Source organism: Peptococcaceae bacterium, from assembly GCA_024655825.1.
Taxonomy (GTDB): Bacteria; Bacillota; Peptococcia; order DRI-13; family PHAD01; genus JANLFJ01.
The window spans coordinates 46,235-68,054 of sequence record JANLFJ010000006.1; the positions used below are offsets into that span (position 1 = coordinate 46,235).

Genomic DNA, 21,820 nt, shown 5'->3' on the forward strand with positions numbered 1-21,820 from the left:
CATTTTACCCTTGACGGGCATCACCCAGCCAAAACCCTTTTGCCCAGGTTCAGGGCTAACCTGACCCCTGCCACCCGGCGAAGGGCGGGGGTTTGGGGGTAGCGCCCCCAAAACTAAACTGCGGACAGCGGTCATGAGCAGTAGGATTTTCCAGAAAAATCACGGCAATGCAATGTTAGTATTTGGCAATAATAAATCGTTACTTAATGCTCGAATGTATTGAAGTTACTAAGTTTTGAAGGTGGTCATATATCATAAGCAATTTATTCGGCCAAGCATATTGAGTCAATTGCGGTCATATAGCCTGAGCAGCGACAATAAAAGAGCCTGCATTACGTCTGATTACAGCTTTTACCTAATCTCAGTTAATCTCAGTCAAACGTTACCATATACAATCTATCTTATTTTAATAAACTTTCGACCCGTGCGAGCTAAACAAACCCCATCTTTAATAACGAATGCCTCTATCCAATGAGTCCCTTTATATAAAGTATGTTCCCAATGATATGGACTATAATTATTACCTTCTGCGAGAAAACCGCCACGCAAGTCACCTGCTTTAGTTGCTTCTTCCCCGGTGTTAACTATCTGCCATTGTATCTCATATGGAGCAGGCACATTTGTATTAACACGGAATCTTAACCAAACATTTGCTGGTACTGGACGTTCCGAAATTGTCCATAATTTTTTAAGTGTTTTTCGATTAAAATGAACAGAACCACTAATATCGGCTTTATAAAGAAGATTTTGAGGCCATATCGGCGGTTTACAATGATCAGTTTTGCCGAGAGGAGGAATTTGAGGCTGCTTAGTCAGCAAGAACGTAGAACCAGAAGATAAACCCATATCAAATGCGACTTTTTCCATTATACTTTTCCCTAGAATAGGACTTAATGATTTTGTCATTTCAGTGATATGTTGTTCTTTGACTGTAGCAAAGTCACTTCGAACTCTGTCCAACCACATTATAAATACTGTCCGTCTTTCAGGGTATTCGTTCCATTTATCTGCAAAATTCTCTTCCGCAACGGGATTAGTAACCCACCATTTATCACCTTTTCGTTCAATAAATTTTGGCATATCCTGAACAATACTCTCTAAAGCATCATAAATATCTGCTTGTCCACGGTATGCTTTAGCTGCAAGTGTCGTTATTATTATAGAAATTGGTTTGTTGTCAGGTTGATCTTGAAAATATATATCACGATGCCGTTTTAAAATTTGAACAGCTATCTGAAGTGGTGTTTTAACTTGCCATTCGGGCACGTCTTCAACTTTGGCATTAAAAGATTTTGCAAGAGCAGCTCTCTTTTCAAGAAAAATTACTTCCATTCGCTTATAGAACCATTCTGCATAAGCCTTGGGATTACTTTTCTGCCATAGTTTAAGCTCTGTGTCAGTAAGCAAAATACCTGTAGGTTCGTCTTCCAAGTTATGAATAGATGGGAGAATATCCATATGGAATTTAGGTAGTGAGTTTTGCGCAGGATAGTTTAGCGTCCAACACCTTCGTGATTGTTCCAGCATGCTGTTAAAATCAGGACGTAATTTAAGCCTGTTTCCTACAATTGTTTTTAAATTATCCTGCGTCGTTTGTTCTTTTGCCAGATTAAGAGTACAAACTAAGTCAATATCATATTCATCTTCACCATTGATTGGACGAACTACTGTACCAAGTCGGAAAGAACCCTGTGGATAAATTTCCGGGGAATACTTTTTCAGTTCAGATGAATCATCTCCCAACCATGCCCCTACATCTTCATATTTTATTGTAGCATCTTCGTATACATAATCTGGAATATCTAGGGCAGAAGATACTCTGGTTAGAATATCACTTATCGGATTACCATTTGCTAACATACGCTTTCCTCCTTACCTACGGAATAAAGCGGAGTATACTGAATTGCTTTATGTTCTTTAAATATTTTTTCAAATATAGGTATAAATTGTCGGCTTGCATGAGAAGCTTTCCCAATTAAGTCATCAGCCTTATTAGCACCATCTAGTGTAAATTCTCCTGCTGCCACTTTTGGATTAATCCTATGGACTTTCTCTTTCCCAAGTAGTAATCCTGCCTGGTTGTTTGCTGCTATACTTTGTCCTCTCATAATTACATCAATTACATCATTACCCCTTACCCAGGCGAATTTACCACCTTTATTTAGGCGTTCATGACGTGCTATTACCTCATCTGATGTTCCGATACTAAGTACAGACAATGCATCTAAATGTACACCTAACAACTTGTATGCTTCAATTATCCCAACCATTGTCGGATTGTTTGCCCATACTCCCCCGTCTATCAAGCGTATATTGTCAACTTCACGTGTACAAGGGAAAAAAGTTGGTGCTGCTGTGGTTGCGAGTGCAACTTTCCATGCAGGTACTTTATAGTCTCGTCTGAGTTTTTCATGATGTGGGGTCTTAAATAGATAAACATCATCATCCCCGATATTATAGGACGGTATGACCAGACGAACTTTACTATCTCCTAATGTTTTATCACCAAAACACTTCTGTAATGCTTCTTTAAGTGGCTGATTAGAATACTTATAGCGAAACCATTGTATGAGTCCTTTATAAAAAGGTATTGGTGGGAATATTTGCTGACCATAATCCAAATAGAAATTTACAATTTCTCGTGGTCTCATACCTAATCCCAATCCCAATGCAATAATACCACCTGTAGATGTACCAGTTATTAAATCAAAATGTTCAATAATGTTAACACCGGTATCTTCTTCTATCGCAGCAAGTATTGCAGCTGAAAAAAGGCCTTTAATACCTCCGCCATCAAGAGAAAGGATGTGAAACTTTTTAGATAAAGGGCCCTGCTGCATGTTATTATCCTCCATATAATATTTAAAATGATATAACCTCTATTCCTATGAGTCGGTTTAACGCATTGATGGTATATACTACTTAAGCCTAAATAATTACTATTTAGAGAACATATGTTGCCTCATTCAAACTTCCCATTATAAACATTAGCTCACGTTGCCATTTGTGATATTATTCTGACAAGCCCTGTCTGTATATCAAATATACTTTTATACTTTGTTAAAGTCTTGTACACACATAATTACCTGCTAAAAATATTCTCCACAAGCCATAATTTTCCTCCTAATGATAAATACTTACATTTTTCATCTTTGTATAATCAATTTAGCCTTTAGTAAAAAGGCCCGACAATATATGCCGGACCTTAAGTATTTTGTAATTCTATTTTCTTCAGCCTTCACTCTTGGCTTCCTTCTTTTTCTCAAAGTAAAGGATTAGCGCCTTTTCGATAATCTCTTCAATCTCAGCCTGCTTCTGTCCGGAGGAGAAGAATTTTGCCACAAGCTTGGCCTTAAGCTTGAAGGCAACAGGCTTATCCGACTTCTTCTTTTTATCAAGCTCGCCGGCCAATACTGAATATACTATGTCTTTATCAAGCTTTCCGGCTTCTGAATATGAACGCAGAATTTCGGCTTTGCTCATATCAACCTTAAAACCATTTTCAGCCATAATGGCTTCAACATCCCTCTGCTCATTTTCCCGCAAATAAGAAAGCGCTACTGCCGGAATAAAGGCAATTTCTTCTTTATCCACTCTTGCAAGGAGTTCAGGAATAAGCTCATTTAGCCGTAAATACCGGGCAACAGTTGGCCTTGAGAGACTGTATTTTATGCCTGTTTTTCCTAGGCTTGTTAACCTCGTCTCAACTTGAGACGAAGTTCTATTTCCCCTTATTTCATGCGGGTTCAGGAGCTTTTCCAGCTCATTTATCAGGTCTGTTCGAGCCCCTTGTTTTTTTAGCGTCTTATGATGCATTGCCAAGGCAATGGCCCTTTCTGAATGGCACAGATCAGCGAATGAACGTTGCATCAGGTTGGTTTCGGTTACAATCAAGGCCGCCTCTTCATCGGTAAGCTTGTCTTTTATTACCGCCGGTATCGTTTGTAATCCGGCGGTTTTGGCTGCGTTGACCCGGTTATGCCCTGACAAGATTTCATATTTTTCCTCGCCTTTGGGCCGGACAATAATCGGCACAATCACGCCAAGCTCCTTGACGCTCCGTACTATGTCGTCGAACCGCTCTCCCGAATACAACTTGAACGGATGATTTTCATAAGGCTGGAGTGTGGATAGGGGGAGCTCCTTTACCCCCTCGGCTTCTTTCGTCTCATCGCCGAAAATATCTTTGAAGGATTGAATTCTTCCCTTTTCTCTAATTTCCATAGCTCAGATACTCCCTTCCAAAGTTTTTGTACGCTTGGGCCACCTTGCTTTTGCCGTCGTATTCCAGAATGCTTTGTGAATTGTAGCTGGCTTCTCCGACCTTGACGGATACCGGTATTTTGCTGTCGAAGATCCTTAAGCCCCCCTTGTAAGCGTCGTTCAACAGGTTCATTATTTCTTTGGCCAGCTTTGTCCTGCCGGCAAACATGGTAATCAGGATACCGTCAATTTTGATGCCGGGATTGATGCGTTTCTTGACCCTGGCAATTGTTTTGAGCAGAAGCTCCAGGCCTTTGGCTGAAAGGTACTGCGCTGTGGCGGGGATAAGAACGCTTTCGCAGGCCGCAAGGGCGTTGATGGTCAGCATGCCGAGCGCAGGCATGCAGTCAATAATGATGTAATCGTACCGGTCCCGCAGCTTCTCTAATACGGAAAGCAAGATCATTTCCCGGCTCATTACATTGACCAGGCTCATTTCAACTGCCGAAAGCTCTATACTGCTGGGAAGAAGGTCAAGATTGCTGAAAGAAAGCAGGTATTCACCCCTGTCCGGCAGTTCCTTATCTTCCACCGCCGCCATCATTAAGTGGTAGATGGTGGTTTTCAGCTCATCGGGACGGTCAATGCCAAAACACATTGTCAGGTTGGCCTGGGGATCGAAGTCGGTTAAGAGCACCTTTTTCCCAAGCTCCGACAAAACATAAGCCAGGTTTAAGGCTGTTGTGGTTTTTCCCACGCCGCCCTTCTGGTTGGCGATTGCCACAATTTTGCACTTGTTGCTCATTTTTATCTCCTTCCGTTTTGCTAATTTTTCATTCACATCAGATTCCGGTGAAAAACAAAAAGACTACGCGGTGCAAAGAAACCGCATAGTCCCAATAGTGAAGCCTTATTTAATTCTTATACTAAACCTAAACTCAAGATGACAAACGCAAGTTTCTTTGATGTTCACACTTAGCAGCCTGTCATCGTCAATTCGGTTTGGCCAACATGCCATTTTATTAAAATGAAAACTGAGACCGCAATCGACCTCAGATGTTTTTGATATGGTGGAGCATAGCGGACTTGAACCGCTGACCTCTTGACTGCCAGTCAAGCGTTCTCCCAGCTGAACTAATGCCCCAGTTATTCCCTTTTCTGGTATTAATTTCCTGTTGCGCTTTTCCGGGGTGCGTAACTGTATCATCCACGCTCCCAACTGCGCTAATGCCCCGGTATTCGTATAAATATGGTCACAGTTAAGATTATATGTATTAAAGGCGTTCTTGTCAACGCGAATAATCTGGCATAAACTGGGTTGGGCCGCTCATTCCTCGAAAGGAACCTGCGGAGCGTCGGCCCAGAGCCTCTCCAGGCTGTAAAAGTTTCTTTCCTCATCCTGGAAGATATGGACGATCACCACACCGAAATCCATTAAAATCCACCTGCCTTCGGGGTAACCTTCCCTTCTGGCCAAGGGCAGGCCGGCTTTGTTCATTTCCTCTTCCACGTGATCCGCAATGGCCTGGGTTTGCACGCGTGAATTCCCGCTGGCAAGGACAAAGTAATCGGTTAAAAGCGACAATTCCTCCAGCTTTAAAATGCTGATCTCTCTTCCTTTTTTTTCGGCTATGGCCCGTGCAGCCAGTACAGCCAGTTCTCTGCTTTTCATATCATTCCCCCAGGTTTAGTTTGCTGGCAAGCAGCCAGTTTCTCGCCTCAATGGTCAGCGGGTGGATCAGGAACTCTCTTTCCAAGACATACCTGATCGTGGAATCAAAGGCGCAAAGCATTCCCCTCGCCAGGTCGCTTGCACAGACACTTCTCAATTTATCGACACCTTGGTATTTGCGCCCGGGCTCCACCAGGTCCGCCAGGTAAATGATTATATCCAGCATGCTCATGTTAACCCTTCCCGTGGTGTGATAGTGGATGGCCAGCAAAACCTCCTCGTCATCCACCCGCAAATCGTTTCGGCAAAGCCATGCGCCGACAGGCCCGTGCAGCAGATCCGGCTGCATTTCTTCGGCCTGGCAGGTTAAGAGATGGTTCTGCCGGGCCACGGCAAGCAGTTCCTGGGGAGGCAGGTCCTTGGCATAATCGTGAAGAAGAGCCGCAAGATAAACCTTGTCTTTATCGACTTTTTTTCCGTCCGCCATTTTCAGCGCGGTTTTCACGACCCGCAGGGAGTGGGCCGCGCGCGATGGGCTGAGCCTCTCCTTAATAATATTGACATAATTATTAAAATTCATCAGCTGAACCTCTCCATATAAAAACCCCCTTGAGGAGAGGGGGCAAATCAACCGGGGTTTATCACTGTTCCCGCGATTTTGCTTCATTGACTGACAGTATGCGCCCGTTAAATTCTTTTCCGTCAACGGAGGCGATCATGTTTTCCACGTCTTCGTCAGCAACTTCTACAAAACCAAAGCCCCGGGAACGATTGGTTTCCTTATCCTTGATAATACGGGTGCTGATAACCTGCCCGTATGAACTGAAAAGATCCGCCAACTCCTGCGGGCTTGTTGCCCAGGGCAAATTGCCCACATATAAGGTTTTCGACAACTGGTTCACCTCGCTCACCTCTGAATCATAAATCTTTTTTTATTATGCGTTATTGCTTCATTATTATACTCAGAGGCGAGCAATGCCTCAGCAGTGGTATAACCCGTTTTTCCTGATAAAGTTTTCTACGGCTTCGGGCAACAGGTATTTAATGGTGCGATCATTCCTCACCCTGTGGCGAATGTCCGTGGAGGATATGGCCATAGCAGGTACTTCCAGGGGAATGATTTTTTTAAGCAGCGCAGCCGGCAAGTTTTGGGCCAGTTTTTCGTGCAATTCGTTTAAATCAAACCCAGGCCTGGTTGCAGCGATAAAAGCGGTCTCTTTCAGGAGTTCACTTACGTTTTTCCAGGTTATTATCTCCAGAATGGCATCGGCGCCGGTGATAAAAAACAGTTCGCCGCCGGCCTTCATCTTGCTTTTAATATACATAACCGTATCGATGGCATATGATTCGCCCGGTCTGTCGATTTCCGTGCGGGAAACCTCGAAATACGGGTTGGCTGCGGTAGCCAGGACCGTCATCAGGTAGCGGTGTTCCTTGCTGCTGATGGCGACCCCTTTTTTGTGAGGCGGCTGGCCGGAAGGGACAAAGATGACCTTGTCCAGGTTAAATTCGGAACGAGCCGCTTCCGCCGTTACAAGGTGACCCTGGTGGATCGGGTCGAAAGTACCGCCCATGATTCCGACCCTGCTTGCTCTCTGCAGGTGTAAATCCTCATGATATTCCATAACCTGCTCCCCTGACGGTTTTATCTTAGTATAACATTTGCCAACATTCACGAACAAGAAAAATTTCCAATAGCAATAACGAAGGCAAAGCATAACATAGATACGGGAGAAAAGAGGTGGAAGAGCATGTTGAAGCACCTTACAAGAAGATTTTTATGGAAAATAAGGTCTTTGCTTTACTGGCAACACCCTCACGCGCGTTTGTATTACAAATTGAAAAACGCAATCAGGAGGCTGCGTTAAGCAAAAGGAGGAGCCGGTTCGGCTCCTGTTTTATTTCCTTACTTGCCCGTTTCCGTAAACAACATATTTTATGGTAGTCAGTTCCTTTAAGCCCATGGGACCCCGGGCGTGCAGTTTCTGCGTGCTGATGCCTATTTCCGCCCCGAACCCGAACTGGAAACCGTCGGTAAACCGTGTCGAGGCATTAACATAGACGGCGGCGGCATCTACCCCCTGCAGGAAAGCCCGCGCGTTGGCATAACTTTCGGTAACAATGGCTTCCGAGTGCTTCGTGCCGTAACGGCGGATATGAGCCATCGCCTCCTCCAGGCCGGCGACCACTCTGACCGACAGGATCAAATCGAGAAATTCAGCCGCATAATCCTCTTCGGTAGCCGGTTTTGCTCCTGGAATCAGTTCCAGTGTTTTTGGACAGCCCCGGATTTCTACTCCCATTTCCACCAACCGTTTCCCGGCCCGTGGCAGAAATTCCCCGGCAACTTTTTCATGAACCAGAAGCGACTCGGCCGCGTTGCAGACCGCCGGGCGCTGGGTCTTGGCATTGATAATGATTTTCTCCGCCATTTCCAAATCAGCCCAGCTGTCCACGTAAACATGGCAGTTGCCAATCCCCGTTTCAATTACGGGAACAGACGCGTTCTCGAGTACCGACCGGATCAGGCCGGCACCTCCCCTGGGGATCAGAACATCCAGGTACTGGTTTAACCTCATCATCTCAACGGCCACCTCGCGGCGGGGGTCTTCAACCAGCTGGATGCAGCCGCGGGGCGCCCCCGCCGACTCCGCGGCCGCCGCAATAACCCCTGTTATTGTGCGGTTTGACTGCAGGGCGTCTGAACTGCCGCGCAGGATGACGGCATTCCCCGTTTTAAGGCAGAGTCCCGCCGCGTCAACCGTCACGTTGGGACGTGCCTCGTAAATGATGCCGACGACACCCAAAGGAACCCTCATTTTCCCTATTTCGATATCCTGCGCACCTTTCCACATGCTTTCGATCTCTCCAACGGGATCGGGCAGCGATACCAGCGCCCGCAGCCCGTTGGCCATTTCCTTAATCCTGGCCGGCGTCAAAAGGAGCCGGTCCAGCAAGGCCTTGCTCATGCCGCGCTCCCGTCCCGCTGTCATGTCTTTTTCGTTGGCTTCAAGGATCAGTCCTTCTTTTTCTTCCAGGTCCGCGGCCATAGCCGAGAGAGCCCTGTTTTTTTGTTCCGCGGAAAGGCCGGCCAATACATAGCTTGCCTCTTTGGCCAGTTCCCCTTTAACCCGTAATTCTTCGCAAACCATCGTCTACCTCCTCCAGGCTTTTAACTTACAGCAGGCTGCGTCAGGCTGAGATTATCGCGGTGAATCACCTCGTCCTCGTCCTTGTAGCCCAAAACAGCCGCTATCTCCTTGCTCTGCCGCCCTTTTATCTTTTCCAGCTCGTTTGAGCCGTAATTGACTATCCCGCGGCCTATTTCTCCCGAGCTACCCATAATGCAAACCACGTGCCCGCGCTGGAACTGCCCCTCGATCCTGGTAATGCCGCTCGGCAGCAAGCTTTTTCCTTTTTCCAGAATCGCCTTTTGCGCGCCTTCGTCCAACCAGATGGTCCCTTTCGTTTTGGAAGCATGGGCAATCCAGCTCTTGCGCGAACTGTTCCGGTGATCGCCCGGCAAAAAAAGCGTTCCGGGGTTATTTCCTGACACAATCTCCCGCAGGACGTTGTGTCTGGCGCCGTTAGCCACGATCATGGGTATGCCGTAGCCTGTGGCTATTTTGGCGGCGTTGATCTTGGTAGCCATGCCTCCGCAAGCTATTTTCGTCCCGGAAGGACCAGCCAGCATCTCGATCTCCGGAGTTATTTTTTTCACCAGGGGAATCAAACAGGCGGAAGCGTCTTTATGAGGGTCCGCCGTGTAAAGCCCGTCGATGTCCGATAAAAGCACCAGCAGATCTGCATCCGCCAGGCCGGCCACCAGCGCGGAAAGCGTATCGTTTTCGCCGAATTTTATTTCTTCGACAACCACCGTGTCGTTTTCATTGATAATCGGGATGGCTCCTAGCCTGAACAAGGCCAGAAGAGTATTCCTGGCGTTCAAATACCTTTCCCGGTGGGTGACATCATCTCTCGTTAACAAGACCTGGGCCACCACTTCACCGTATTCGCCGAAAAGCTTTTCATACATGTGCATTAGAATACCCTGCCCGATGGCAGCCAGAGCCTGCTTTTCCGGCATGGACTTGGGTTTTTCCACAAGTCCCATTTTCCCCATACCGGCTCCGATAGCCCCTGAAGTAACAAGTACTATTTCCAGACCCCGGTGCCTGAGGTCCGCTATCTCACGGACAAGACGTTCCAGTTGAAATAAATTAAGCTTACCAGTAGAATAAGTCAGGGTACTCGTTCCAACCTTGACTACCAACCGGTGAGCTTTTGTTAGTAATTCACTGTCTTTAACAACCATCATCCATCACCTGCTATCAGGTAAAAATCAGCTGGGAAGCTCAAGAGAAGGTTTTTCCATGGACCTGCGGTAAAACAAAATGTTGCGGCCGATGATTTGGACAGTCTCCGCCCGTACAGCTTCCGCCAGCCGGGGGGCAACCTCGCGCGGGTCAACAGGGGCATTGGCGATCACGCGAACCTTGACCAGTTCCCTGGCTTCCAGGGCTTCATCCAGATGACGAACGACAGCCTCACCCCAGCCGGCCTTGCCGATTTGGATAATCGGGTCAAGACCCGTGCCCATCGCCCTCAAGAATCTCCTCTGTTTACCAGTAAGCATCTTTATTTGCCGGCATTTTTCTTATTGAAAAACAGCCGCTTTAAAAATGCCGGGTACACCTCCTTTGTGTATTGTAAGGTTATTATAACAGTATTTCCCTCTATCCGCCAGAGCAACGAGCATTTACGACTTATACCGCAGATAAAAACTATGGAAAAGCCGCCCTTTTTTATGTATCATATAATCATTACAAGGAGTAACGAAACATGAATCTGCATTTCCTCACCGCTGGATCGTGCTGCCTTGACGGCGCAATAAATCTGGGGGTTTTGGTAAAAAATAAAAAGGCGCTGCTGGTTGACTCCGGGCTGGATGAAGCGGCAGCCAAAAAGGCCCTCAGGATTCTAAAAGATAACGGCCTGAACCTGACCGGCCTTATCCTGACTCATGCTCATGCCGACCACACCGGCGGGGCCGCGTATTTAAGAAAAACCACACAAATCCCGGTCATCGCCTCACCCCGGGAAAAACCTTTAATCGAGTGGCCGGACCTCGAGCCGTTCTATCTTTTTGGCGGGGCTAAACCTCTTAAATCCATGGAAAACAAATTTTTGCAGGCGTCTCCTTGCCCTGTCGATATTTGCCTTCAGGAAGGCAAACAGGAGTTGTTTTCCTTTTCCCTTGAAGTCATACCCCTCCCCGGTCATACTCCCGGCCAGGTTGGGATAATTCACGAAGGAACCTTCTTCCTGGCGGACGCCGTTTTCAGCCCGGAAATCCTCGCCAAGCACGGCCTGCCTTATCACGCGGACATCGGCAGCGCACTGCAAACAATCGAAAGAAAAGGACTTTCCATCACCAATCCCGGCCAGTATTTCTTGTTGAAGGCAAGTCTTCACGCCTTTTTAAGCTGCCTGGCAAATGCCGGAGATATTGGTTTCGTTATTAAAGATAATGATATATTCTGGTGCAGATGCTAAAAAATTTCCTGTTTCGTTAAAAAAATTTTTATCCTTTCCGCTGATAATATGCTATAATCTTCCAGTGTAATTATTGAAACTTTTCTATCCGTACCATTTTTCAACCATGACCGGAGGGGGGTCGTCGGTGGACGCAAAAGAAATCATGTTGATGCCCATGGATGTAATCATGATCCCGGCACAAATACTCTTTTCCTTGATTGCCGTTTATTTCTTTATCCTCGGCATATCCGGTCTTTTCCAGTTCCGGTTGCCGGCGCAGCACCAGCCTCAAAAGGTGTTTGCCGTTATTGTCCCGGCCCACAACGAGGAAATCGTCGTCGGCCCACTGGTAGAGAACCTGCTGGCCCTCGATTACCCCCAAGAGCTTTATGACGTTTTAGTAATTGCCGACAACTGCGAGGATAGAACAGCTGAGGTGGCCCGGCAGAAAGGCGCCATCGTTTACGAGCGCTTTGACAGGAATAACAAAGGAAAGGGCTACGCCCTGGAATGGCTCTTCAACAAGCTTTACAATATGCCCAAAAAATACGATGCCGTGGTGATTTTTGACGCCGACAACCTAGTGGATACGCAATTCTTAAGGCACATGAACAACCGCCTCTGCGACGGGGCCAAGCTGGTCCAGGGTTATATCGACGCCAAAAACCCAACCGATACTTGGGTTACGGCCTCTTTCGCCATGGCTTTCTGGGTCGCCAACCGCATGCTGCAGCTGGCCAGGTACAACCTGGGATTATCCAATTACCTGGGCGGCACGGGAATGGCCATTTCCCTGGATGTCCTAAGAGAAATTGGGTGGGGAGCCACTTCACTCACGGAAGACCTGGAATTCAGCTTAAAAGCGCTGCTGCTTGGCTATAAAACGACCTGGGCCCACGAAGCAGTCGTCTACGACGAAAAACCCCTCACTTTCAAACAGGCCTGGAACCAGCGAAAAAGATGGGCCCTGGGACACGTGGAACTTTTCCGCACATACAGCCTTGAATTTTTTAAACAGGCCTGGCTTAAAAAAGACCTTGTCCTGTTCGACGGAGCAATCGTAACTTTCCAGCCACTGCTGGTTGTAATCATGGGATTTTTCTCCATCGTCGGGATTATTGACACTTTTGTCTATGATGTTTACACGTCGATCTTCAAGTACATCTGGCCCCCGCTTCTGTGGGAGCTGGTAAGCACCCTGCAGGTGCTCTATCCCTTCCTGGTCATCTGGATGGATGGGCTTCCCAGGCGCGTCATCAAATGGACGTTCCTGCATTATCTTCTTTTTGTTTACAGCTGGATTCCCATCGTCTTTATCAGTTTCTTCGCCAAAACGCGCGCTTCCTGGTCGCATACCGTCCATACCCGCAATATCAGCTACGCGGACATACTAAGGGAGAGATGATAACCCGCTGAAAGCAAAACGAACATCAAAAAACCGGGGGGTAATCCCGCCGGTTTTTCAATTCATTCCGGGCTGGCGCACTCGCCGCAGCGGCCGGTGAGGACCTCGAGGGCATGGTCGAGTGCCGGCAGGAAAACGGCAAGATTCTCCCGCACAGCCTTCGGGCTTCCCGGGAGATTGATGATCAGGGTGCGGCCGCGGATACCGGCCACCGCCCTGGACAGCATGGCTTTCGGCGTAATTTTCAGGCTTTCTAAACGCATGGCCTCGGGGATGCCCGGAACCTCTTTCTCGATAACCTGGCGGGTGGCCTCCGGCGTAACGTCGCGGGGACTTACGCCCGTCCCGCCCGTTGTAAAGACAACTTCCGCCCTGTTTTGGTCCGCCAGTGATCTCAGCATTTTTGCCAAGGGTTCCTTTTCGTCCGGTATAATATGGTATTCCGCTACGTCTCCCCAGGGAAGCAGCATTTCGGCCAGCAGCGGACCGCTCCTGTCTTCCCTGAGACCGGCAGCTCCCCTGTCGCTTACGGTAATTACGGCAAAACGGCAGGCTGGATAGATGTCGATAGGATCGCCGGTGCTGACCTTCCCTCCCCTCAAAACCTCGGTAAAGATGCCTTCGCGCGGCATCACGCAGTCGCCTGCCTGCTGGTAGATAGCGCAGCGGCTATGGCACTCCTTGCCGATCTGGGTGACGCGAAGATAGACCTCCTTGCCGGCCTTCAGCCGGGTGCCCACGGGCAGGGAAACAAGATCAAGCCCTTCGGTGGTCAGGTTCTCGGCAAAGTCCCCCGGGTATACATCAAATCCCTTATCCTGCATTTTTTTAATGCTTTCCAGGGCCAGCAGGCTTACCTGGCGGTGGGCGAAACCGACATGGGCGTCCCCTTCCAAACCCTGGTCTTTGATAAACAAAGCGCTGCCTACGTTTTTCTTGCGTTCACCTTTGTTTGCGCTGGTACAGACAGCCACTATTTTCCCCATTTATCATCACTCCATTCTTGTTCTACTCACTTGATATTTGTATTTCGCCAGGTACGTATCACCCTACATCCATGACTTTTACTCCGCCCGCACATAGTGCCCGGAACGTCCGCCTTTTTTTTCCAGCAGCCTGATGTTTCCTATCACCATTTGCTTGTCCACGGCCTTGCACATGTCGTAGATGGTCAGCAGCGCGGCGCTAACCCCTGTCAGGGCCTCCATCTCGACACCGGTCTGCCCGTTGGTCTTAACTTTCACGGTAACTTCGATTTTCACGTTTTCGTCGTCCAGGTTGAATTCCACGGCAACACCGCCGATCAGCAGGGGGTGGCACATGGGAATAAGGCGGCTGGTTTCCTTTACGCCCGTCACCGCGGCCACCTGGGCAACGGCAAGCACGTCTCCTTTGGACAGCTGGCCGTCTTTTACCAGCCGCAGCGTCTCTTTTTCCATGAGGATCTCTCCCCGGGCGACTGCTTCGCGGGCGGTAGTTTCCTTTCCCGTCACGTCCACCATGCGCGCCCGGCCGCAGTCGTCAAAGTGAGAAAAACGTCTCTGTTCCGAACCAGTCAACTTGCTCACCTCTTTAAAAATCATCAACAGGCCGCCTCAACCGCCAATCATCGACATGCCCCTTTGTGGGGTTTCTTTGCTTTTTTGACCGCAGCCGCGCGCGCTCATGCCGTGCTTTTCTTTTTTACGCTCCAGGGCGTCCCCAAAAAGCTTTTTCAAAGCGGCTTTGTCGCCCAAAACGGGACGGACATAGAATTCTTCCTCCCAGTACAGGCACGGCTTGAGATAACCGTCCGCCGTCAGCCGCAGCCGGTTGCACCTGGAACAAAAATGCCCGCTGATCGGGTGGATAAGCCCTACCAACCCGAGTGCACCCGGTATGCGGTACATTTCGGCCGGCCCGCAGCAATCGCTGCTGTCCGCTGGTTCCAGGGGATATCCCAGGTCCGCGGCCCTATTCAGCACGGCCTGGAGCGGCAAATATTTTTCCGTCCAGCCGCCATCATGATAATCGATCGGCATGTATTCGATGAACCGAATGCTGATGGGATATTCAATGGCCAGGCGGAAGAAAGAGTCAATCTCCAGGTCATTAACCCCCTTCATCAGCACGACGTTAACTTTTACCGGATCCAGCCCGCAGTCGAGAGCGGCTTTTATCCCGGCCAGGACATCTGGCAGGTTTCCGCAGCGGGTAATGCGGCGGTATGTCCCGGTTACCAGGGAATCGAGGCTGATATTGACCCTTTTAAGGCCGGCCTCTTTTAAGGCGCGGGCCATGCCCGCCAGGAGCACCCCGTTGGTGGTCATGGACAGGTCGGTAATCCCCGGAACGGCCGCAATGCCTTTTACCAGTGTTTCGATCCCTTTCCGCACAAGCGGCTCACCGCCGGTAAGCCTAATCCTGGTAACTCCCAGTTCCGCCGCAGCTTCCACTACCCTGACGATCTCTTCGTAGCGCAGGATTTGCCTGTGTTCGATAAGCCGGACTCCTTCCGCCGGCATGCAGTAAACGCAGCGCAGGTTGCACCGGTCCGTAACGGAAATTCTCAAGTAGTCGTGTTTTCTTCCGAACCTGTCCGTAAGACGTTCTTTCATCTTCTTCCCTCACAGTTCTCCCGAAATGAATTTCCTGGTTTTGGCCGAACGGGGATTTCCAAACACCTGCTCTGTCGGACCGTGTTCTTCCAGGACCCCGTCCCGGATAAACAGCGTTTCGTCGGCAATTCTTTTGGCCTGGAACATGTCGTGGGTAACGATAATTACCGTCATACCCTCCTCCCGGCAGGTCCAGCGAAGCGAGTTCTCCAGGAGGAGAGTGTGAAAAGGGTCCAGGCTTGCCGCCGGCTCATCCAGGACCAGGAGCCTCGGCCTGGGCGCCACCGTCCTCGCCAGGGCCACACGCGCCGTTTCTCCCCCCGAAAGGCTGCCGACCGGCTGCTTGGCCAGTTCCGCCAGCCTGAAGTTTTCCAGCAGGTAAGCCAGGCGCTTTTCCTGCTCCCGCCTGGGCCAGCGCCGTATCTTCAACCCGTACAAGATATTATCGCTTACCGTGCTTTGAAAAAGGTAATGCTTCTGCCACACGCACGCTATCTGGGGATTGGGTTCTTCCAAGAGCCTGCCTTCCCAAAAAACATGGCCTTCTTCCGGTTTTTCCATCCCCGCCATGATGCGCAGCAGAGTGCTTTTTCCTGCACCGTTGGGCCCAATGATACCGTATATTATGCCTTCATCAAAACGGAAGCTGATCCCTTTTAACACCCGTCGCTCTCCGTAGCTGTGGGAAACGTTGTCTATTTCCAGCGCCATTTTCATGACCTCCGGTACTGCCAGGCGTAGAGCAGGCTGTTTATCAAAAAAGATAGGGCCAACAGCACGATACCCAGGGCAAGGGCCAGGGAAAAATTCCCCTTGCGTGTTTCCAGAACGATAGCCGTCGTAAGTACGCGCGTGTAACCTTCAATGTCTCCTCCCACCAGCATCACCGCTCCAACCTCGGCAATAACGCGCCCGAAGGCCGTTGCCACAGCGGTAATCAGCGGTATTTTCAGCTCCCTGACCAGGGTGAAAAGGGCTTGCCTCATGCTGGCTCCCAGTCCCCTGGCCGTGAGAAGGATAAGTGCGGCGCGCTCTTCCACGGCATGAACCGTCAGGCCTGTTGCTATCGGCACGGCCAGGATGAACTGGGCCAAGATCATGGCCTGCGGAGTAAACAGGATATAGATGACAGGGGCGACCGGCCCGCTCCGGGAAAGAAGCAAAAAGACGAGCAGCCCCACCAAAACAGGCGGCAGTCCCATGCACACATAAACCAGTTTCAACACGGTGTTTCTGCCTTTAAAATCCCCAAGCCCCAGCATAATTCCGGCGGGGATCCCCACCAGTCCAGCCAGGCAAACGGCTGTAAGCGAAACACAGAGGGAACGGGCGATAACTCCGTACAGTTCGGTGTCTCCGGACAGTACAAGCCCCACCGCGGACCAGAATGATTCGAGCAGGACCATCTTAATCTCTCGCTTTCAACCTTTTTTTGTGGTCAGCGGACGGCGGGCGGCGGATATAACACCTTCCCCGCGTCTCTCATGCTGTATCCGCCCAGGGCTTCCACCTCTTTTTTGAAAGCAGGCTCAGCCACTACCTCAAGTAGCGCTTTCCCGCGTTCTGATTCGTAAAATTCCCGGGACATAAGAAGGTCGTATCTTTCTTCTCCCACCGGAATAAAATCAAGGTCATACGCCCTGGCCGCGGAAAGTATGCCCAGGCCTACCCGTGCGGTGCCAGCCGCTACGGCTGCTGCCACGTTCAGATGAGAGTATTCCTCGCGGTTGTAACCGTAAACATCCGAAGGGTTGAGTCCATCCCGCCGTAGCAAGTAATCAAAAAGCAGGCGTGTACCGGCCCCTTTTTGCCTGTTGATAAACGGCGCTTTTTTTTCGACAATATCCCTGACATCCTTTATACCCAATGGATTCCCCTTTTCCACGATCCAGCCCTGCAGGCGGTATACAAGGTTGACAAGCACCACCTCTTCACCGGCCAGGTATTTCCTGACATAAGGAAGATTATACTCGCCCGTCTCGCTGTCAAAAAGGTGAATCCCGGCAAAATGGGCTTCTCCCTTTTTGATGGCCATGATCCCGCCCATGCTTCCCACATGCGAAGAGGAAAGACGAAGCGCCGGGTTAATCCTCTTTACTGCCGTCGCCAAAAGGTCCAGGGCCAGGTCATGGCTTCCCACGGCCACAAGGGTGTTTTTTAATTCGCGTTCAGGACGGTACAACTCTATTTCAACCTCCTGGCCCTCTTCGTATCCCAGGGAATCGCCGGGGATCACGAGGAGCCCGTCGGCCCTTACCATGGACATGGTAACGCCGGCCCCCCTGCCGAGCGGGTTGGCAACATACCTGCCCTTCACATACCCTACCGTCATGCGGACAAATTCCTCGCTCCCCAGGTCGGAAACAACCCGCCGCCCCAGCCGCGCTTTGATCCTTTGGCGTTCCGGTTCAGGCTGGTGCAAGAACTTGCAGACCAGCAGCCGGGCAAACCATTCCAGGGCAAGGTAGGCGGAAACCGGGTACCCAGGTATTCCCAGCACGGGTTTTCCCCGGGCGAATCCCAAAACGGCAGGTTTGCCCGGCCGCGCGGCGATGCCGTGCACCAGCACTTCGCCCAAGGACTCCAGAACATGGACGGTATAGTCGTCCCTGCCCGCAGATGAACCGGCGTTGATTATAACCATGTCGGATTTCTCCAGTGATTCTTCCACCGCCTGCCGCAGCTCGTCAAACCTGTCCCTGACAATTTCATGAACAACCGGATCGGCGCCCCACTCGCGCAGGTAGGCGGCCATAACCGTGCCGTTGAATTCGGTGATTTGCCCTTTTTGCGGGCTGCTGCCGGGTGGTACCAGTTCATCGCCTGTGGGAATAATGATGACGCGCGGTTTGGCCAGCACTTCTATGTGGGTTTCCCCACCTGCCAGGATCGCTCCAAGATCGGGCGGTGTCAGCAGGTGGTAAGCCGGGACTATTATTTCGCCCGCCACCACGTCCTCTCCGACCGGCCTTACATGCTGTCCCGGAGCAACCGGCGCGATGATCTCCAGGCTCTCCTTATCCAGCGTCTGCACATCCTCTATTTTGATGACTGCGTCAAAACCTTCAGGCAGCAGGTCGCCGGTATCAACGACCAGGTAGTCTTTTTTTTCGTGCAAAACAAGGGGATGCTGGTCGCTTGCCCCGAAAGTCGTCTCAGCCTTCACGGCAATCCCGTCCATGGCCGAAACGGGATAAAAAGGCAGCGAGTTCCTGGCAAAAACAGGCCCGGCCGTTACGCGTCCCAAGGCCTCATGAACCTGAATCCTTTCCGTCCTGGCGTCAAAAGCAGCCCTTTCCAAAAGCATTCTTTTAGCTTCCAGGCGCGTCCGGCTCTCCAGGTAAATCTTTCTCACTCCCGCAACCTCCTTGCTTGAAGTTTCTTTATTCCCAAATAATAACATCAACATCTTTCCCCGCCTGCACTCCCTCGCTCTCCGGGGGAACCGCAACCATACCATGGGCGTCGGCCAAGGTGCGCAGCAAGCCGGAACGCCCCAAAACCGGCACGGCGTACACCATACCGTTTTTCTGCTCGAGCTTGACCCTGACATAATCCGTCCGCCCAGCCCGCGAAGGGATGTTGCGAGAAAGCCTGGCCCTCACAACAGGTTGATAACTTTCTTCCCTGTATCCTGACAGCCTTTCAATGACGTAAACACCAAAAAGGCTGAAAATGTTTATTGCCGAAACGGGATGTCCCGGAAGCCCCAGAACCGGTTTGCCCAGGCACCTGGCCAGCAGGGTGGGCTTGCCAGGCTGGATGGAAACGCCTTCCACCAGCAGCTCTCCTCCAGCCAGCTCCTGCAGGGTCTGGGCCGTAAAATCACGCGTTCCCACGGAACTCCCGCCGGATAAGACCAGGAAGTCGACCTGTTCGAGAAGGGTTTTTATCCCTTCACGAAAAACCGGTTGCGTATCGTTTAGAATCCCGCCGTAAAGAATGCGGGCCCCTTTCCTCCTGGCAATCTCCCCGAGAGCCGGCGCATTGCTGTCTCTTACTTGGCCGGGCGCCAGCACCTTTGTCTCATACGGAACAATCTCGTCACCCGTAGAAAGGATTCCTACCAGTGGTCTCCTGATCACGCCAAGGGAGGTTATCCCCAGCGAAGCCAGCACCCCGATTTCCGGGGCGCGCAGCAGCCGGCCTTTTTCAATGACTACGGTGCCCGCCGCAATATCTTCCCCCCGGCGGATGACGTTTTCGCCCGGAGCAGCCTGTCGGAAGACGTTTACCAGGTCATCCAGCGTCTCAGTGTCTTCCAGCATCACCACGGCATCGGCACCCCCAGGGAGCATCCCTCCTGTGGGAACATAAACGCAGCTTCCCGGCGGGAGGGCCGGCGCGGCTTCTCCCATGCGAACCTCTCCGGTCAGCTTAAGCATGGCCGGAATAGTATCGCCTGCGCCAAAAGTCTCGGCGGCCCGGACTGCATAGCCGTCAACGGTGGAGCGGTTGAATCCCGGCACGTCCTCCGGGGCGATAATATCTTCCGCGCACACCCTGCCCCCGGCCTGCTCTAAATCTATTACCTCGGCAGGAAGGGCTGAAAAATTATCCCTGATTGCCTGCCGCACCTCCTGGGGTGAACTGACACGATACAGCCGCATGGCCATCAATCCTCTTTATCCGTTATTCCCGGAACAAAAAAGCCGGTTCTTCCCGCGCCGGAAAAAACTGGCCTTTTCAACACATCTTTCTCCTTTCCAAGCGCGGGAGGCAGCCGGATTTCTCCGGGTGCCCGTCGTTCCGCCTCCATGGCCAAACCGGCTTTAGGCAGACAGAATCGGAGAGAATATCGATTATTCTTCGTTGAGCACATCTCGTTTATTATAACATGATTACTTCCCGCCGCAAATAGGGCAATTAGGGTCTGGCCGGATTTCGACGCTCTCAAAACGCGCCTCCAGGGAATCATAAATCAAAAGCCTGCCCACAAGCGGCTTGCCGATATTGAGAATAAGTTTCAGCGCTTCCTGGGCCTGCAATATCCCAATCACACCGGCCAGGGTGCCTAAAAGACCCGGAGGCCTGTCCTCCTCATTTGCCGGGATATCGCGGTACAGGCACCGGTAACAAGGTCCGCCCGGCGGTCTAAAAACCGTCACCACTCCGGTGAACTGTCCCACGCCCCCCTCCACCCAGGGCCGGTTTGTTTCAAAGCAAACCTGGTTGATCACCCGGCGGGATTCCCTGTTGTCTACTGCCGCCACAACCAGGTCGTAGCGTGGAATCAGCTGCCGTCCTGTCTCCAGGTCAAACCTGCAGGAATAAACGTCGTAATTGAGCGAAGAATTGAATGCCTGCAGCTTCTCCAGGGCCGAAAGGACCTTGGGCCTCAGCAAGTCCTTTTCCCAGTGCAGGACCTGGCGCTGGAGATTGGTCACCTCAACGGCATCGCCGTCCACCAGACCCAGGGTGCCAACACCTGCAGCCGCAAGGTAATAGAGGACCGGCGACCCCAGGCCCCCCACTCCTACCACCAGAACTTTAGCCGAGAAAAGCTTCTCCTGCCCTTCCTCCCCAATCTGCGGGAGCATGATCTGGCGCTGGTAACGCCTGAAATCTATCATCTTATTCACTTATACATACCCTTTCCCTGACCTGAAATCATCATTTATTTATTTCGACATGTGTTAATCTTATCCTTTTTAGAACATCAGCTTTTTTGAGGGTAAAGGCGATATATTTTTTTGAATTATTGGGTTCTGGCTTGCTTGATTCTTTCTATGAACGCCTTGGCCATTTCCGTAATTGAGGCGTAATCGCCGGTTTTCGCCCCGGCGGTGAGGTTTCCGCCGACGCCCACCGCAACTGCGCCCGCTTTTATCCACTCGCCCACATTTCCCAGGCTGACACCTCCTGTAGGCATTAGCTGGGCGTAAGGCAGCGGGCCCTTAACCGCTTTGATGAATAGCGGTCCCAACAGTTCGCCGGGAAAGACCTTTATTAGTTCGGCCCCCGCCTCCATGGCCTCGACTATTTCTTTAACCGTCATTGTCCCTGGTATTACCGGTACCTGGTAGCGATTCCCCAACCTGACCATCTCAACATTGAGGCAAGGACTGACCAGGAACCGGGCGCCTGCAAGGATGGCGCTCCTGGCCGTTTCGGGGTCAAGAACCGTCCCCGCGCCGATAATGATGCCATCGCTTTTGTTGAAAGCGCCGGCAAGCTTCTCGATTACGCCTGCTGCTCCCGGCACGGTAAAAGTAACTTCCAGGGCGGCAATGCCTCCTTTCGCGCAGGCCTCGGCAATCTTCAGGGCTTGCTCCATGTTGTCCGCCCTTATAACCGCCATTAGACCGGACGATTTGATTTTTTCGATTATTTCGCCTTTGTTCATCTTTTTCACCCCATCATCTAACTCTTGCTTCGCCGGCAGATTTATTTGTATTATTCGTA

The 21,820-nt window shown here is 50.7% G+C and carries 22 protein-coding genes, 1 tRNA gene and 1 riboswitch; of the genes, 2 read left to right on the top strand and 21 right to left on the bottom strand.

Annotation, left to right across the window (positions count from 1 at the left end):
• Positions 1-396: 396 nt before the first annotated feature.
• The 12 genes from NUV48_03740 to yhbY all read right to left on the bottom strand — a co-directional run bounded on the left by NUV48_03740 (position 397) and on the right by yhbY (position 10,511).
• The gene (locus NUV48_03740; GenBank protein MCR4441248.1) at positions 397-1,860 is read right to left on the bottom strand and encodes a nucleotidyltransferase; all 1,464 of its coding nucleotides are present in this window, start codon (positions 1,858-1,860) and stop codon (positions 397-399) included.
• On the bottom strand, positions 1,854-2,840 hold the full coding sequence (locus NUV48_03745) for a patatin-like phospholipase family protein (protein ID MCR4441249.1): 987 nt from the start codon (positions 2,838-2,840) through the stop codon (positions 1,854-1,856). The genes NUV48_03740 and NUV48_03745 overlap by 7 nt, the downstream gene beginning before the upstream one ends.
• A 391-nt stretch (positions 2,841-3,231) precedes the next feature.
• Positions 3,232-4,224: a ParB/RepB/Spo0J family partition protein gene (locus tag NUV48_03750; GenBank protein MCR4441250.1), complete on the bottom strand. Its 993-nt coding sequence runs from the start codon at positions 4,222-4,224 to the stop codon at positions 3,232-3,234.
• Complete coding sequence (locus NUV48_03755) at positions 4,214-5,008, bottom strand: AAA family ATPase (GenBank protein ID MCR4441251.1); 795 nt, start codon at positions 5,006-5,008, stop codon at positions 4,214-4,216. Before NUV48_03755 ends, NUV48_03750 begins: the two co-directional genes overlap by 11 nt.
• Positions 5,009-5,271: 263 nt before the next feature.
• Positions 5,272-5,347, bottom strand: a tRNA-Ala gene (locus NUV48_03760).
• A gap of 183 nt (positions 5,348-5,530) precedes the next feature.
• On the bottom strand, positions 5,531-5,875 hold the full coding sequence (rsfS, locus tag NUV48_03765) for a ribosome silencing factor (GenBank protein MCR4441252.1): 345 nt from the start codon (positions 5,873-5,875) through the stop codon (positions 5,531-5,533).
• Between the two features lies 1 nt (position 5,876).
• Complete coding sequence (yqeK, locus tag NUV48_03770) at positions 5,877-6,455, bottom strand: bis(5'-nucleosyl)-tetraphosphatase (symmetrical) YqeK (protein MCR4441253.1); 579 nt, start codon at positions 6,453-6,455, stop codon at positions 5,877-5,879.
• A 61-nt stretch (positions 6,456-6,516) separates the two neighbouring features.
• Positions 6,517-6,768 (bottom strand): RNA-binding protein, encoded by a 252-nt coding sequence (locus NUV48_03775; protein MCR4441254.1) that lies wholly within the window; start codon positions 6,766-6,768, stop codon positions 6,517-6,519.
• A gap of 87 nt (positions 6,769-6,855) precedes the next feature.
• Positions 6,856-7,500: a nicotinate-nucleotide adenylyltransferase gene (nadD, locus tag NUV48_03780; protein MCR4441255.1), complete on the bottom strand. Its 645-nt coding sequence runs from the start codon at positions 7,498-7,500 to the stop codon at positions 6,856-6,858.
• Positions 7,501-7,773: 273 nt separating this feature from the next.
• Positions 7,774-9,027, bottom strand: coding sequence for a glutamate-5-semialdehyde dehydrogenase (locus tag NUV48_03785; GenBank protein MCR4441256.1), 1,254 nt, complete (start codon positions 9,025-9,027; stop codon positions 7,774-7,776).
• 20 nt (positions 9,028-9,047) lie between these two features.
• Positions 9,048-10,193, bottom strand: a complete 1,146-nt coding sequence (proB, locus tag NUV48_03790; protein MCR4441257.1) for a glutamate 5-kinase — start codon at positions 10,191-10,193, stop codon at positions 9,048-9,050.
• 24 nt (positions 10,194-10,217) lie between these two features.
• Entirely contained in the window at positions 10,218-10,511 is a 294-nt protein-coding gene (yhbY, locus tag NUV48_03795) for a ribosome assembly RNA-binding protein YhbY (GenBank protein ID MCR4441258.1), read from the bottom strand.
• A 206-nt stretch (positions 10,512-10,717) separates the two neighbouring features.
• Between yhbY and NUV48_03800 the strand changes: the two genes are divergently transcribed.
• Both NUV48_03800 and NUV48_03805 read left to right on the top strand, forming a co-directional pair.
• Positions 10,718-11,431 carry an MBL fold metallo-hydrolase gene (locus tag NUV48_03800; GenBank protein ID MCR4441259.1) on the top strand — a complete coding sequence of 238 codons (714 nt, stop codon included), beginning with the start codon at positions 10,718-10,720 and terminating at the stop codon, positions 11,429-11,431.
• Between the two features lie 127 nt (positions 11,432-11,558).
• Positions 11,559-12,818, top strand: a complete 1,260-nt coding sequence (locus NUV48_03805; protein MCR4441260.1) for a glycosyltransferase — start codon at positions 11,559-11,561, stop codon at positions 12,816-12,818.
• 62 nt (positions 12,819-12,880) lie between these two features.
• On the opposite strand, the gene NUV48_03810 is transcribed toward NUV48_03805, so the two are convergent.
• The 9 genes from NUV48_03810 to NUV48_03850 all read right to left on the bottom strand — a co-directional run bounded on the left by NUV48_03810 (position 12,881) and on the right by NUV48_03850 (position 21,761).
• On the bottom strand, positions 12,881-13,804 hold the full coding sequence (locus NUV48_03810) for a molybdopterin-binding protein (protein MCR4441261.1): 924 nt from the start codon (positions 13,802-13,804) through the stop codon (positions 12,881-12,883).
• A gap of 78 nt (positions 13,805-13,882) precedes the next feature.
• Positions 13,883-14,401: a cyclic pyranopterin monophosphate synthase MoaC gene (moaC, locus tag NUV48_03815; protein MCR4441262.1), complete on the bottom strand. Its 519-nt coding sequence runs from the start codon at positions 14,399-14,401 to the stop codon at positions 13,883-13,885.
• 12 nt (positions 14,402-14,413) lie between these two features.
• The gene (gene moaA, locus NUV48_03820; protein MCR4441263.1) at positions 14,414-15,415 is read right to left on the bottom strand and encodes a GTP 3',8-cyclase MoaA; all 1,002 of its coding nucleotides are present in this window, start codon (positions 15,413-15,415) and stop codon (positions 14,414-14,416) included.
• Between the two features lie 9 nt (positions 15,416-15,424).
• Positions 15,425-16,126, bottom strand: a complete 702-nt coding sequence (locus NUV48_03825; protein ID MCR4441264.1) for an ATP-binding cassette domain-containing protein — start codon at positions 16,124-16,126, stop codon at positions 15,425-15,427.
• A 2-nt stretch (positions 16,127-16,128) separates the two neighbouring features.
• Complete coding sequence (locus tag NUV48_03830) at positions 16,129-16,821, bottom strand: ABC transporter permease (GenBank protein MCR4441265.1); 693 nt, start codon at positions 16,819-16,821, stop codon at positions 16,129-16,131.
• Positions 16,822-16,853: 32 nt separating this feature from the next.
• Complete coding sequence (locus tag NUV48_03835; GenBank protein ID MCR4441266.1) at positions 16,854-18,770, bottom strand: molybdopterin biosynthesis protein; 1,917 nt, start codon at positions 18,768-18,770, stop codon at positions 16,854-16,856.
• A 28-nt stretch (positions 18,771-18,798) separates the two neighbouring features.
• Positions 18,799-20,025 carry a molybdopterin molybdotransferase MoeA gene (locus NUV48_03840; protein MCR4441267.1) on the bottom strand — a complete coding sequence of 409 codons (1,227 nt, stop codon included), beginning with the start codon at positions 20,023-20,025 and terminating at the stop codon, positions 18,799-18,801.
• A gap of 73 nt (positions 20,026-20,098) precedes the next feature.
• Positions 20,099-20,219, bottom strand: a riboswitch (molybdenum cofactor riboswitch).
• Between the two features lie 37 nt (positions 20,220-20,256).
• The gene (locus NUV48_03845; protein ID MCR4441268.1) at positions 20,257-20,988 is read right to left on the bottom strand and encodes a HesA/MoeB/ThiF family protein; all 732 of its coding nucleotides are present in this window, start codon (positions 20,986-20,988) and stop codon (positions 20,257-20,259) included.
• Positions 20,989-21,113: 125 nt separating this feature from the next.
• On the bottom strand, positions 21,114-21,761 hold the full coding sequence (locus NUV48_03850; GenBank protein MCR4441269.1) for a bifunctional 2-keto-4-hydroxyglutarate aldolase/2-keto-3-deoxy-6-phosphogluconate aldolase: 648 nt from the start codon (positions 21,759-21,761) through the stop codon (positions 21,114-21,116).
• Positions 21,762-21,820: the final 59 nt, after the last annotated feature.

Coding starts and splice junctions, on each gene's coding strand:
- NUV48_03740 (MCR4441248.1), bottom strand. CDS start 1,860: ATGTTAGCAAATGGTAATCCGATAAGTGATATTCTAACCAGAGTATCT.
- NUV48_03745 (MCR4441249.1), bottom strand. CDS start 2,840: ATGCAGCAGGGCCCTTTATCTAAAAAGTTTCACATCCTTTCTCTTGAT.
- NUV48_03750 (MCR4441250.1), bottom strand. CDS start 4,224: ATGGAAATTAGAGAAAAGGGAAGAATTCAATCCTTCAAAGATATTTTC.
- NUV48_03755 (MCR4441251.1), bottom strand. CDS start 5,008: ATGAGCAACAAGTGCAAAATTGTGGCAATCGCCAACCAGAAGGGCGGC.
- rsfS (MCR4441252.1), bottom strand. CDS start 5,875: ATGAAAAGCAGAGAACTGGCTGTACTGGCTGCACGGGCCATAGCCGAA.
- yqeK (MCR4441253.1), bottom strand. CDS start 6,455: ATGAATTTTAATAATTATGTCAATATTATTAAGGAGAGGCTCAGCCCA.
- nadD (MCR4441255.1), bottom strand. CDS start 7,500: ATGGAATATCATGAGGATTTACACCTGCAGAGAGCAAGCAGGGTCGGA.
- NUV48_03785 (MCR4441256.1), bottom strand. CDS start 9,027: ATGGTTTGCGAAGAATTACGGGTTAAAGGGGAACTGGCCAAAGAGGCA.
- proB (MCR4441257.1), bottom strand. CDS start 10,193: ATGATGGTTGTTAAAGACAGTGAATTACTAACAAAAGCTCACCGGTTG.
- yhbY (MCR4441258.1), bottom strand. CDS start 10,511: ATGCTTACTGGTAAACAGAGGAGATTCTTGAGGGCGATGGGCACGGGT.
- NUV48_03800 (MCR4441259.1), top strand. CDS start 10,718: ATGAATCTGCATTTCCTCACCGCTGGATCGTGCTGCCTTGACGGCGCA.
- NUV48_03810 (MCR4441261.1), bottom strand. CDS start 13,804: ATGGGGAAAATAGTGGCTGTCTGTACCAGCGCAAACAAAGGTGAACGC.
- moaC (MCR4441262.1), bottom strand. CDS start 14,401: ATGATTTTTAAAGAGGTGAGCAAGTTGACTGGTTCGGAACAGAGACGT.
- moaA (MCR4441263.1), bottom strand. CDS start 15,415: ATGAAAGAACGTCTTACGGACAGGTTCGGAAGAAAACACGACTACTTG.
- NUV48_03825 (MCR4441264.1), bottom strand. CDS start 16,126: ATGGCGCTGGAAATAGACAACGTTTCCCACAGCTACGGAGAGCGACGG.
- NUV48_03830 (MCR4441265.1), bottom strand. CDS start 16,821: ATGGTCCTGCTCGAATCATTCTGGTCCGCGGTGGGGCTTGTACTGTCC.
- NUV48_03840 (MCR4441267.1), bottom strand. CDS start 20,025: ATGCGGCTGTATCGTGTCAGTTCACCCCAGGAGGTGCGGCAGGCAATC.
- NUV48_03845 (MCR4441268.1), bottom strand. CDS start 20,988: ATGATAGATTTCAGGCGTTACCAGCGCCAGATCATGCTCCCGCAGATT.
- NUV48_03850 (MCR4441269.1), bottom strand. CDS start 21,761: ATGAACAAAGGCGAAATAATCGAAAAAATCAAATCGTCCGGTCTAATG.